Below are 10,860 nucleotides of genomic sequence, written 5' to 3' on the forward strand. Positions count from 1 at the left end.
CCTTCGGCAGCTCCTACAGAATTCGCATTCCATGTAGGAGCTGTCGAGTGAAACGAGGCTGCGATCTTTTGATCTTCAAATACTCAAGCCCGCAACAACATATACCCCGCCACCACCAGACACACACTGGCAAACCCCACCTGTAACGCCCGCGCCGGCACTCGTGCGCACAGCTTGCGCCCGATGATCATGCCAACAACGCTGGCGACGATAAACGCCGCGCCCTGCCCGTCAATCCGCACACCGGCGTGAAACGAGCCGATCACCCCGATCGCCGAAATCAGGCTGATCACCATCAACGATGTCGCGACAATCCCGCGCATCTGCACATCAGTCAGTTGCTTGAACGCCGGCACAATCAAAAACCCGCCGCCGACCCCGAGCAACCCGGAAACCACTCCGGTAATCGCGCCCAATGCGGCGAGGGTCGCGGTGCATTTGGCCGTCCAGTCAAAGCGCCCGGTTTCTTCATTGAGCATGCAGTTCTTCTGGCCCCAACTGGCGTGACCGTGATCGCTCGGCCCTTGCTGCTGGCGCTCGCGGCGCAGCATGCGCCAGGCCACCATGACCATCAGCAGGCTGAACAGAATCATCAGGATCTTCTCCGGCAACTGATGCGCGAAGTAGATCCCCAACGGCGAAAACACCGCACCCAACGCCGCAATCAACAGCGCCGCGCGATAGCGCACCAGGCCATGACGCAAGCCGTCGATAGCGCCAACCGCCGCCGCACTGCCGACAGCAAACAAGGCCACCGGCGCCGCTTGCGTCATCGTCCAGCCAAGCCCCAGCACCAACGCCGGCACCGCGAGAATGCCGCCACCGGCCCCGGTCAAGCCGAGGACCAACCCCATCACCACGCCAAACAGACTTGCCAGCAACATAGGGTTTTCTCAGTCGACCTTGGACACACGTGTCAGCCACTCACGGCCCTTGAGCATGCCGTTCCAGTAGAACCACGGCAGCAAGGTTGCCTTGAGCAACCACGCCGAACGCCGCGCCACGGTCGGGTCCAGTGGAAAGGTCGGCAGCAACTTACCGGCATAACCGAACTCGGCGAGGATCACTTTGCCCTTCTCGACCGTCAGCGGGCAGGAACCGTAACCGTCGTACTTCAGCGGCAACGGTTGTTGCTTGCGCAGGGCCAAGAGGTTTTCCGCCACCACCACGACTTGCTTGCGCACCGCCGCCGCGGTTTTCGCGTTGCTGGTGCCGCAGACATCGCCGAGGGCGAACACTTCGGGATAACGCGGATGCTGCAAGCTGTGCTGATTGACTTCGCACCAGCCGGCGGCGTCGGCCAACGGACTTTGTGCGATGAAATCCGGCGAAACCTGCGGCGGCACAACGTGGAGCAAATCGAAGGTTTTCGCCCCGCGGGTGACGTTGCCCTCGGCGTCCTTGATCTCGAACCAAGCGGTTTTTGCCGGGCCATCGACCTTGACCAGGTTCGAGTTGAAGGCCAGTTGTGCGTGGTACTTTTCGATGTACTTCATCAGTGGCGGGACGAACGTCGCCACGCCGAACAGCGCGGCGCCGGCGAGATTGAATTCGACGTTGATGTTGTTCAGTACGCCGCTTTTGAGCCAGTGATCGCAGGACAGGTACAGGGCTTTTTGCGGCGCCCCGGCGCATTTGATCGGCATGGCCGGCTGAGTGAACAGCGCTTTGCCGCCGCGCAGTTTCTGCACCTGATCCCAGGTGTATTGCGCGTGCTGGTAGCTGTAGTTGGAGGTGACGCCGTGCTGACCGAGGCTTTCCTGCAAGCCCTCGATTTTCTCCCAGGCCAGGCGCAGGCCGGGGCAGACGATCAGGTTCTGGTAGCTGACTGTGCGTTGATCGTTGAGGGTGAGTTGGCGTTTGTCGGGATCAATGCCGGTGACGGCGGCTTGCAGCCAGTTGACCTGACGCGGCATCACTTTGGCCATCGGTCTTGCGGTGTCTTTCACGTCGTAGGCGCCGCCGCCGACCAGCGTCCACGCCGGTTGGTAGTAATGGTGGGTGCTTGGCTCGATGACCATGATGTTCAGGTGCGGATCACGCTTGAGCAGACTGGCGACGAAGCCGATGCCGGCCGTACCGCCGCCGATGACCACGATGTCTGCACTGATGGATGGGCCCCAGTGTTGATCGTTCATTGCTTGTTCCTTTTGCTGCACGCAAGGATTTTTCCGAGTCAACCACTAAACCTGTGGGAGCTGGCTTGCCAGCGATGGCGGCCTGTCCTTCACCATAGATGTCGGATGTGCCGGCCTCATCGCTGGCAAGCCAGCTCCCACAGGGTACGTGGTGTTCTGGCTGGCATTTATGGCTGTTCCCAGCTTTTGAGGACGGCACCGCAGTAAAGCCCCGACAGGGTCTTCATCACTTGAATCACTTCGTGACTGGCGAGGCCGTAGAAAATGTACTTGCCTTCACGGCGGGTCGCGACCAGCCCCTCATCCCTCAGGATGCCCAGTTGCTGGGACAGCGTTGGCTGACGCACGCCGGTCATGGTTTCCAGTTCGCCAACGTTGCGTTCGCCCTGAGTCAGCTGACACAAAATCAACAGGCGATCTTCATTGGCCAACGCCTTGAGCAACGCACAAGCCTTGGAGGCCGAGGCACGCAATTGGGCGACTTCACATTCGGTCAGACTGGATTGCATTTGCACGAGGCCTTCAACGTCACTTAAGCTGCGAACATTATGTTTTTAGATAAAGTGTTGCAACCCATTTCCCTTATTCAGGTTGGTGTCCATGCCCGCGCAGATTGAATCGTTCCTCGACCCCGCCTCCTCGACCTACAGCTACGTGGTCTACGAGGCTGACGGCGGGCAATGCGCGATCGTCGACCCAGTGCTCGATTACGACGGTGCCGCCGGGCGCACCTGCACCGCCCAGGCCGACAAGATCATCGCCTTCGTCCGCGCGCACAACCTGCAAGTGCAATGGCTGCTGGAAACCCACGCCCACGCCGACCACCTGTCTGCCGCGCCGTATCTGCGCCGCGAACTGGGCGGCAAGATCGCCATTGGTGAATCGATCAGTAAAGTGCAGAACGTGTTCAAGGCGCTGTTCAATCTGGAGCCGGAGTTCTGTGTCGACGGCTCGCAGTTCGATCACCTGTTTGCACCGAACGAGTCGTTCAAGATCGGCAACCTCAAGGCCACTGCCCTGCACGTGCCCGGACACACGCCGGCGGACATGGCTTATTTGATCGACGGTGAGCAGATTCTGGTCGGCGATACGCTATTCATGCCGGATGTCGGCACGGCGCGCTGCGACTTCCCGGGTGGCAACGCCCATCAGTTGTTCAATTCGATCCACAAATTGTTGGCCTTCCCGGCGAGCGTGAAGCTTTACGTTTGCCACGATTACCCGCCAGAAGGCCGCGAGTCGCAGTGCCAGACCACGGTTGGCGAGCAGCGCAAAAGCAACATTCATGTGCATGACGGGGTTGATGAGGCGGCGTTTGTCGAGATGCGCACGCAGCGTGACGCCGGGCTGGGCATGCCGACGCTGTTGCTGCCGGCGATTCAGGTGAATGTGCGGGCGGGAAATTTGCCGGCGGCTGAAGACAATGGCGTGGTGTATCTGAAGATCCCGATCAATAAGCTTTAACGTCAAAAGATCGCAGCCTGCGGCAGCTCCTACAGGAGAAATTGATCGTTCCCACGCTCTGCGTGGGAATGCCCCCGGGGACGCTCCGCGTTCCGCTTCGGGAAGTGACGCAGAGCGTCACGGGCTGCATTACCACGCGGAGCGTGGGAACGATCAGCATGTAGGAGCTGCCGAAGGCTGCGATCTTTTGATCTTCACGCCCCCAACGTCAACCCATTCGCCGGCAGCGGCAGCGCCGTCTTATACCGCACCTGCTTCAACGCAAAACTCGAGCGGATATTCGCCACCCCCGGCACTTTGGTCAGAAAGTCCATCATGAAGCGCTCCAACGACTGAATCGTCGGCACCAGCACCCGGATCAGATAATCCGGATCGCCCGCCATCAGATAGCACTCCATCACCTCGGGGCGATCGGAAATCGCCTCCTCGAAATGCTGCAACGCCAACTCCACCTGTTTCTCTAGGCTGACGTGAATAAACACGTTCACGTGCAGCCCCAGCAGGTCGGCATCCAGTAGCGTCACCTGCTCGCGAATCAGGCCTAATTCTTCCATCGCTTTGACCCGGTTGAAGCACGGCGTCGGCGACAGGTTGACCGAGCGTGCGAGGTCGGCGTTGGTGATGCGCGCGTTCTCCTGAAGGCTGTTGAGAATGCCGATGTCAGTACGATCCAGTTTGCGCATGAGACAAAACCACCTGTTTTTTATGTTTATGCAGAATTTCTATCTGCAAATCGTCTCCAGCGCAACGAAACAGAGATAAATATTCTTCTTGGCCCGGCCTATGATTGTTGTAGGACAAGATTTCTTCTACCGAAGAATGACTGCCAGCTCACTACAAGAAATTCACAAGATCGAGCGTAGAAGCCATGACCCAAGCGTATGAACCGCTGCGTCTGCACGTCCCTGAACCCTCGGGCCGTCCAGGCTGCAAAACCGATTTTTCCTACCTGCATCTGACCGATGCCGGTACGGTGCGCAAACCTTCCATCGACGTCGAACCTGCCGACACCGCCGACCTGGCGCGTGGGCTGATTCGTGTGCTCGACGATCAGGGCAACGCCCTCGGCCCTTGGGCTGAAAACGTGCCGGTCGAGATCCTGCGCAAAGGCATGCGCGCCATGCTCAAGACGCGTATCTACGACAACCGCATGGTCGTCGCCCAGCGTCAGAAAAAAATGTCGTTCTACATGCAGAGCCTTGGCGAAGAAGCCATCGGTAGCGCTCAGGCTTTGGCGCTGAACATCGACGACATGTGCTTTCCGACCTACCGTCAGCAAAGCATCCTGATGGCCCGCGAAGTGCCGCTGGTCGACCTGATCTGCCAACTGCTGTCCAACGAGCGCGATCCGCTCAAGGGCCGCCAGTTGCCGATCATGTACTCGGTTAAAGAGGCGGGTTTCTTCACCATTTCCGGCAACCTCGCGACCCAGTTCATTCAAGCGGTCGGCTGGGGCATGGCTTCGGCGATCAAGGGCGACACCAAAATCGCCTCGGCGTGGATCGGTGATGGCGCCACCGCCGAATCGGACTTCCACACCGCCCTCACCTTCGCTCACGTTTACCGCGCGCCGGTGATCCTCAACGTGGTCAACAACCAGTGGGCAATCTCGACCTTCCAGGCGATCGCCGGTGGTGAAGCCACCACCTTCGCCGGACGCGGCGTCGGTTGCGGCATCGCTTCTCTGCGCGTCGATGGCAACGACTTCTACGCGGTTTACGCGGCCTCTGCCTGGGCTGCCGAACGCGCCCGCCGCAACCTCGGCCCGACCATGATCGAATGGGTCACCTACCGCGCCGGCCCGCACTCGACCTCCGACGATCCGTCGAAATACCGCCCGGCCGATGACTGGAGCCACTTCCCGCTCGGCGACCCGATTGCCCGCCTGAAACAGCACCTGATCAAGGTCGGCCACTGGTCAGACGAAGAGCACGCGGCGGTCAGCGCCGAACTCGAAGCCGAAGTGATTGCTGCGCAGAAACAGGCCGAACAGTACGGCACCCTCGCCGGCGGCCAGATTCCAAGCGCCGCGACCATGTTCGAAGACGTCTACAAAGAGATGCCGGAGCACTTGAAGCGCCAGCGTCAGCAGTTGGGGATCTGACATGAACGATCACAACAACAATATTCAGTTGGAAACCGCCATGACCACGACCACCATGACCATGATCCAGGCCCTGCGCTCGGCCATGGATGTGATGCTTGAGCGTGACGACAACGTGGTGGTGTTCGGTCAGGACGTCGGCTATTTCGGCGGCGTGTTCCGTTGCACCGAAGGCCTGCAAACCAAGTACGGCGCCTCGCGTGTGTTCGATGCGCCGATCTCGGAAAGCGGCATCGTCGGCGTGGCCGTGGGCATGGGCGCTTACGGTTTGCGTCCGGTTGCCGAGATTCAGTTCGCTGACTACGTTTACCCGGCGTCCGACCAGATTATTTCCGAAGCGGCGCGCCTGCGTTATCGCTCGGCTGGCGAATTCACCGCGCCGATGACCCTGCGCATGCCCTGCGGCGGCGGCATCTACGGCGGCCAGACGCACAGCCAGAGCATCGAGGCGATGTTCACTCAGGTCTGCGGTTTGCGCACCGTGATGCCATCCAACCCGTATGACGCCAAAGGCCTGCTGATCGCCTCCATCGAAAACGATGATCCGGTGATCTTCCTCGAGCCGAAACGCCTGTACAACGGCCCGTTCGACGGCCACCACGACCGCCCGGTAACGCCGTGGTCGAAACACCCGCAAGCGCAGGTTCCGGACGGCTACTACACCGTACCGCTGGACGTTGCCGCGATCACCCGTCCGGGCAAGGACGTGACCGTGCTGACTTACGGCACCACCGTGTATGTCTCGCAAGTCGCTGCCGAAGAATCCGGTGTCGACGCTGAAGTCATCGACCTGCGCAGCCTGTGGCCGCTGGACCTGGAAACTATCGTCAAGTCGGTGAAGAAAACCGGCCGTTGCGTGGTGGTTCACGAAGCCACGCGCACCTGCGGTTTCGGCGCCGAACTGGTGTCGCTGGTGCAAGAGCATTGCTTCCATCACCTGGAAGCGCCGATCGAACGCGTCACCGGTTGGGACACCCCCTACCCGCACGCGCAGGAGTGGGCGTATTTCCCAGGGCCGTCCCGAGTAGGCGCGGCGTTGAAACGGGTCATGGAGGTCTGAATGGGCACGCACGTTATCAAGATGCCGGACATCGGCGAAGGCATCGCAGAAGTAGAACTGTCGCAGTGGCACGTCAAGGTTGGCGATATGGTCGTTGAAGATCAGGTGCTGGCGGATGTGATGACCGACAAGGCGATGGTTGATATTCCATCGCCGGTACACGGCAAGGTGATTGCACTTGGTGGTCAGCCGGGTGAAGTGATGGCGGTTGGCAGTGTGCTGATCAGCATTGAAGTTGAGGGTGCCGGTAACCTTAAAGAGTCCGCCGCTCCTGCTGTGACGAAAGAGCCTGTTGCGCCGAAAGTTGAGGCCGTTGTTGAGAGCAAAGCTGCTCCTGCCGCCGTGCCACGTCCGGCAGCTGTTTGTCAGGACCCGATGGTCGCTCGCGAAGCAGACGAACGTCCTCTCGCCTCGCCGGCCGTGCGCAAACATGCGCTGGATCTGGGCATTCAATTGCGTCTGGTGCGCGGTTCCGGCCCGGCCGGTCGGGTGTTGCACGAAGACCTTGAAGCCTACTTGGCGCAAGGTCAGTCGAACGCTTCGGCGCCCGTGGCTGCCGCTTACGCCCAACGCGACGACGAAGAACAGATTCAAGTGATCGGCATGCGCCGCAAGATCGCCCAGCGCATGCAGGACGCGACTCAACGTGCCGCACACTTCAGTTATGTCGAAGAAATCGACGTCACCGCAATCGAAGAACTGCGTGCGCACCTGAATGAAAAACACGGGGCCAGCCGTGGCAAGTTGACCTTGCTGCCGTTCCTCGTCCGTGCTCTGGTCGTTGCTCTGCGCGACTTCCCGCAGATGAATGCCCGTTACGACGACGAAGCTCAGGTCATCACCCGCCTCGGCGCGGTGCACGTCGGCGTCGCCACGCAAAGCGATGTCGGCCTGATGGTGCCGGTGGTGCGTCACGCCGAGGCGCGCAGCCTGTGGGACAGCGCCACGGAAATCTCGCGTTTGGCCAATGCCGCGCGCAATGGCAAGGCCAGCCGCGACGAATTGTCCGGCTCGACCATCACCCTGACCAGCCTCGGTGCGCTGGGCGGCATCGTCAGCACCCCAGTGCTGAACCTGCCGGAAGTGGCGATCGTCGGCGTCAACAAAATCGTCGAACGGCCGATGGTCGTCAAAGGCCAAGTGGTGATCCGCAAGATGATGAACCTCTCCAGCTCGTTCGATCACCGCGTGGTCGACGGCATGGACGCGGCACTCTTCATCCAGGCCATTCGCGGCTTGATCGAACAACCTGCCACTTTGTTTGTGGAGTAAGGCTCGCATGCAATCTCTGATCACTACGCTGCTGATCATCGGCGGCGGCCCTGGCGGCTATGTAACGGCGATTCGCGCCGGGCAACTGGGCATTGCGACGATTCTGGTCGAAGGCCAATCGCTGGGCGGTACGTGCCTGAACATCGGCTGCATCCCGTCGAAAGCGCTGATCCATGTCGCTGAGCAGTTTCACCAGACCCGGCATCACAGTCAGCATTCGGCGCTCGGCATCAGCGTTTCCGCGCCGACGCTCGACATCACTAAAAGTGTCGAGTGGAAGGATGGCATCGTTGATCGCCTGACCACTGGCGTGGCTGCCCTGCTGAAGAAGAACAAGGTTCAGGTCATCAATGGCTGGGCCAAAGTCATCGACGGCAAGACTGTCGAAGTCGGCGACACGCGTATTCAGTGCGAGCACCTGGTGCTGGCGACCGGTTCGACCAGCGTCAATCTGCCGATCCTGCCGATTGGCGGGCCGATCATCTCCTCCACCGAAGCGCTGGCGCCGACATCCGTGCCGAACCGTCTGGTGGTGGTCGGCGGTGGTTACATCGGCCTGGAGTTGGGCATCGCTTATCGCAAGCTCGGTGCTGACGTGAGCGTGGTCGAGGCGCAGGATCGCATCCTGCCGGCCTACGACGCCGAACTGACGCAGCCGGTGCACGAGGCGTTGAAGCAACTGGGTGTGAAGCTGTACCTGAAACACAGCGTGCTGGGTTTCGACGGCACGTTGCAGGTGCGCGACCCTGAAGGCGAAACGCTGAACCTGGAAACCGATCAGGTGCTGGTCGCCGTGGGTCGTAAGCCGAATACCCAGGGCTGGAACCTCGAAGCACTGAATCTGGACATGAACGGTTCGGCGATCAAAATCGACAGCCGCTGCCAGACCAGCATGCGCAACGTTTACGCCATCGGTGATTTGAGCGGCGAGCCGATGCTCGCTCACCGCGCCATGGCGCAGGGCGAGATGGTTGCCGAGTTGATCAGCGGCAAAACCCGCGAATTCAGCCCTACGGCGATTGCTGCGGTGTGCTTTACCGATCCGGAACTGGTGGTGGTCGGCAAGACCCCGGACGAGGCCAAGGCTGCCGGTCTGGACTGCATCGTTTCCAGTTTCCCGTTCGCGGCGAATGGCCGGGCGATGACGCTAGAGTCGAAAAGCGGCTTTGTGCGCGTGGTCGCTCGTCGGGACAATCATCTGATTGTCGGTTGGCAGGCGGTGGGCGTGGGGGTTTCCGAGTTGTCGACCGCGTTCGCGCAAAGCCTGGAAATGGGCGCGCGACTGGAAGACATCGGCGGCACCATTCATGCGCATCCGACGCTGGGTGAAGCGGTGCAGGAAGCGGCGTTGCGTGCTCTCGGGCATGCGTTGCACCTGTAAAGATCAAAAGATCGTCCGATCGCGGCCCGAGCCTTCGGCAGCTCCTACAGGGGTTCGCCGATTCTGTAGGAGCTGCCGCAGGCTGCGATCTTTTCAGCGATGAACGAGGATTTTTCATAAGCAGGCTAATAAATCTGCTCATCCCTCCATCGTCCGGGCTGCGAAACCGCTCAAGAATGAAGTATTGTTGTGCCCATCCAAAAAACGTCAGAAGCCTTGAACCGTTTCGACGGTTGTTCAGTGATAGAGGGTGTCATGGGTAACGAAAGCATCAATTGGGACAAGCTGGGTTTTGACTACATCAAGACCGACAAGCGCTATCTGTCGTACTTTCGCGATGGCGAGTGGGACAAAGGCACCCTGACCGAAGACAACGTGCTGCACATCAGCGAAGGCTCGACTGCCCTTCACTATGGCCAGCAGTGCTTCGAAGGCATGAAGGCCTATCGTTGCAAGGACGGCTCGATCAACCTGTTCCGCCCGGACCAGAACGCCCTGCGTATGCAACGCAGCTGCGCGCGCCTGCTGATGCCGACAGTCGACACCGAGCAGTTCATCGAAGCCTGTAAAGCCGTGGTGCGTGCCAACGAGCGCTTCATCCCGCCATACGGCACTGGCGGCGCGCTGTACCTGCGTCCGTTCGTGATCGGCGTCGGTGACAACATCGGCGTGCGCACTGCACCTGAGTTCATCTTCTCGATCTTCTGCATTCCAGTCGGCGCCTACTTCAAGGGCGGCCTGACCCCACACAACTTCCAGATCTCCAGCTACGACCGCGCGGCCCCACAAGGCACCGGCGCAGCCAAAGTCGGCGGCAACTACGCGGCCAGCCTGATGCCGGGCTCGAAAGCCAAGAAAGCCAACTTCGCCGACGCGATCTACCTGGACCCGATGACCCACACCAAGATCGAAGAAGTCGGTTCGGCCAACTTCTTCGGGATCACCCACGACAACAAGTTCATCACCCCGAACTCGCCGTCCGTTCTGCCAGGCATCACCCGCCTGTCGCTGATCGAACTGGCGAAATCGCGTCTGGGCCTGGAAGTGGTTGAAGGCGACGTGCTGATCGACAAACTGTCGGACTTCAAGGAAGCCGGTGCCTGCGGTACCGCTGCGGTGATCACGCCGATCGGTGGCATTAGCTACAACGATCATCTGCATGTTTTCCACAGCGAGACAGAAGTCGGCCCTGTGACCCAGAAGCTTTATAAAGAGCTGACGGGTGTGCAGACCGGCGACATCGAAGCGCCAGCGGGCTGGATCGTCAAGGTTTGATTTGACGGCTTCGGATGTGCGAAAGCCCCCCACCGAGTGATCGGTGGGGGGCTTTTTGTTGTGAAGATGTCCCGTCCTGAATAAGGTTTACACCTTCTGACCCATTCTCAGGAGGACGTAATGAACACGGGAAAAAGGCGCAGTCAGCGTGATTACACGCTGACCT

At 60.1% G+C, this 10,860-nt stretch carries 10 protein-coding genes; 6 read left to right on the forward strand and 4 right to left on the reverse strand.

All coding sequences use genetic code 11. The annotated features are described in order from the left end of the window. Positions 1-83: 83 nt before the first annotated feature. The 3 genes from PMI37_RS26535 to PMI37_RS26545 form a co-directional block, all read right to left on the reverse strand. Positions 84-884, reverse strand: coding sequence for a sulfite exporter TauE/SafE family protein (locus PMI37_RS26535; RefSeq protein WP_008086964.1), 801 nt, complete (start codon positions 882-884; stop codon positions 84-86). A gap of 9 nt (positions 885-893) precedes the next feature. Next, on the reverse strand, positions 894-2,138 hold the full coding sequence (locus tag PMI37_RS26540; RefSeq protein WP_008086965.1) for an NAD(P)/FAD-dependent oxidoreductase: 1,245 nt from the start codon (positions 2,136-2,138) through the stop codon (positions 894-896). A 167-nt stretch (positions 2,139-2,305) separates the two neighbouring features. Further along, positions 2,306-2,647, reverse strand: a complete 342-nt coding sequence (locus PMI37_RS26545) for an ArsR/SmtB family transcription factor (protein WP_008086967.1) — start codon at positions 2,645-2,647, stop codon at positions 2,306-2,308. A 91-nt stretch (positions 2,648-2,738) separates the two neighbouring features. On the opposite strand from PMI37_RS26545, the gene PMI37_RS26550 reads away from it, so the two are divergent. Next, positions 2,739-3,602: an MBL fold metallo-hydrolase gene (locus PMI37_RS26550; protein WP_008086969.1), complete on the forward strand. Its 864-nt coding sequence runs from the start codon at positions 2,739-2,741 to the stop codon at positions 3,600-3,602. Positions 3,603-3,796: 194 nt separating this feature from the next. Here the strand turns inward: PMI37_RS26550 and bkdR are convergent, their stop codons facing one another. Beyond that, on the reverse strand, positions 3,797-4,285 hold the full coding sequence (gene bkdR, locus PMI37_RS26555) for a Bkd operon transcriptional regulator BkdR (RefSeq protein WP_008086971.1): 489 nt from the start codon (positions 4,283-4,285) through the stop codon (positions 3,797-3,799). 185 nt (positions 4,286-4,470) lie between these two features. Here bkdR and PMI37_RS26560 point away from each other — a divergent pair, with 185 nt between their 5' ends. The 5 genes from PMI37_RS26560 (at position 4,471) to PMI37_RS26580 (ending at position 10,694) form a co-directional block, all read left to right on the forward strand. Continuing rightward, complete coding sequence (locus PMI37_RS26560; RefSeq protein ID WP_007915086.1) at positions 4,471-5,706, forward strand: 3-methyl-2-oxobutanoate dehydrogenase (2-methylpropanoyl-transferring) subunit alpha; 1,236 nt, start codon at positions 4,471-4,473, stop codon at positions 5,704-5,706. Position 5,707: 1 nt separating this feature from the next. Further along, positions 5,708-6,766 (forward strand): alpha-ketoacid dehydrogenase subunit beta, encoded by a 1,059-nt coding sequence (locus tag PMI37_RS26565; RefSeq protein WP_008086973.1) that lies wholly within the window; start codon positions 5,708-5,710, stop codon positions 6,764-6,766. After that, the gene (locus tag PMI37_RS26570; RefSeq protein ID WP_008086975.1) at positions 6,767-8,038 is read left to right on the forward strand and encodes a dihydrolipoamide acetyltransferase family protein; all 1,272 of its coding nucleotides are present in this window, start codon (positions 6,767-6,769) and stop codon (positions 8,036-8,038) included. 7 nt (positions 8,039-8,045) lie between these two features. Continuing rightward, positions 8,046-9,419 carry a dihydrolipoyl dehydrogenase gene (gene lpdA / locus PMI37_RS26575; RefSeq protein ID WP_008086976.1) on the forward strand — a complete coding sequence of 458 codons (1,374 nt, stop codon included), beginning with the start codon at positions 8,046-8,048 and terminating at the stop codon, positions 9,417-9,419. A gap of 255 nt (positions 9,420-9,674) precedes the next feature. Next, entirely contained in the window at positions 9,675-10,694 is a 1,020-nt protein-coding gene (locus PMI37_RS26580; protein ID WP_008086978.1) for a branched-chain amino acid aminotransferase, read from the forward strand. Positions 10,695-10,860: the final 166 nt, after the last annotated feature.

Source organism: Pseudomonas sp. GM80 (assembly GCF_000282515.1).
Classification (GTDB): domain Bacteria; phylum Pseudomonadota; class Gammaproteobacteria; order Pseudomonadales; family Pseudomonadaceae; genus Aquipseudomonas.

Excerpts from the sequence above, each read along its gene's own strand:
- PMI37_RS26550 (WP_008086969.1), top strand. The coding sequence starts at position 2,739 with ATGCCCGCGCAGATTGAATCGTTCCTCGACCCCGCCTCCTCGACCTAC.
- PMI37_RS26535 (WP_008086964.1), bottom strand. The coding sequence starts at position 884 with ATGTTGCTGGCAAGTCTGTTTGGCGTGGTGATGGGGTTGGTCCTCGGC.
- lpdA (WP_008086976.1), top strand. The coding sequence starts at position 8,046 with ATGCAATCTCTGATCACTACGCTGCTGATCATCGGCGGCGGCCCTGGC.
- PMI37_RS26545 (WP_008086967.1), bottom strand. The coding sequence starts at position 2,647 with ATGCAATCCAGTCTGACCGAATGTGAAGTCGCCCAATTGCGTGCCTCG.
- PMI37_RS26540 (WP_008086965.1), bottom strand. The coding sequence starts at position 2,138 with ATGAACGATCAACACTGGGGCCCATCCATCAGTGCAGACATCGTGGTC.
- PMI37_RS26565 (WP_008086973.1), top strand. The coding sequence starts at position 5,708 with ATGAACGATCACAACAACAATATTCAGTTGGAAACCGCCATGACCACG.
- bkdR (WP_008086971.1), bottom strand. The coding sequence starts at position 4,285 with ATGCGCAAACTGGATCGTACTGACATCGGCATTCTCAACAGCCTTCAG.
- PMI37_RS26560 (WP_007915086.1), top strand. The coding sequence starts at position 4,471 with ATGACCCAAGCGTATGAACCGCTGCGTCTGCACGTCCCTGAACCCTCG.
- PMI37_RS26570 (WP_008086975.1), top strand. The coding sequence starts at position 6,767 with ATGGGCACGCACGTTATCAAGATGCCGGACATCGGCGAAGGCATCGCA.
- PMI37_RS26580 (WP_008086978.1), top strand. The coding sequence starts at position 9,675 with ATGGGTAACGAAAGCATCAATTGGGACAAGCTGGGTTTTGACTACATC.